The 621-nt window shown below is 78.1% G+C and carries 1 protein-coding gene; it reads left to right on the top strand.

Features of this window, described 5'->3' with window-relative positions; translation table 11 throughout:
* The coding region (locus tag OZN99_RS33095; protein WP_456299933.1) for a DinB/UmuC family translesion DNA polymerase at positions 1-551 on the top strand (551 nt) is incomplete at its 5' end.
* Positions 552-621 lie beyond the last annotated feature (70 nt).

The following is a 621-nucleotide window of genomic DNA, read 5'->3' as shown; positions in this document are numbered from 1 at the left end:
CGCTGGACCCGCGCGAGGCGGCGCGGCGCTTCGGCGAGGACGGGCCGAGCCTGGCCGCCCGCGCGCGCGGCGAGGACGCCCGCCGCGTGACGCCGGAGCGGGAGGCGAAGTCGATCTCCGCCGAGACGACGTTCGACACCGACCTGCGCAGCCAGGCGGAGCTGGAGCAGCCGCTGTGGCGGCTGTGCGAGAAGCTGGCGCGCCGCCTGCGGGAGAAGGACCTGGCGGCCGGCGGCGTGGTGCTGAAGCTCAAGACCGCGGGCTTCGAGACGCGCAGCCGCCACGCCCGGCTCGCCCGCCCGACTCGCCTGCCGGAGACGCTGTTCCGCGCCGCGCAGCCGCTGCTGGCGAAGGAGGCGACGGGCGCCGCCTTCCGGCTGATCGGCATCGGCGCCCAGCCGCTGGCGCCCGGCACGGAAGCCGACCTGCCCGACCTCGCCGACCCGGATTCGGCGCGGCGCGCGGCCAAGTGGCAGGCGGTGGAGCAACTGCGCGCCCGATTCGGCACCGCCGCCGTGGTCAGCGGCCGGGGGCTCGGCGCGAAGAAGTAGCCGCCGTCAGGATGCGGCGCAGGGCTCGCCGGTGGGCGGCAGCGCCCCGCGCAGCATCGCGCCCTGCGGG

The sequence above is a fragment of the Falsiroseomonas oryzae genome (genome assembly GCF_027856955.1).
Taxonomy (GTDB): domain Bacteria; phylum Pseudomonadota; class Alphaproteobacteria; order Acetobacterales; family Acetobacteraceae; genus Falsiroseomonas; species Falsiroseomonas oryzae.
This window is presented reverse-complemented; position numbering and strand designations above follow the sequence as displayed.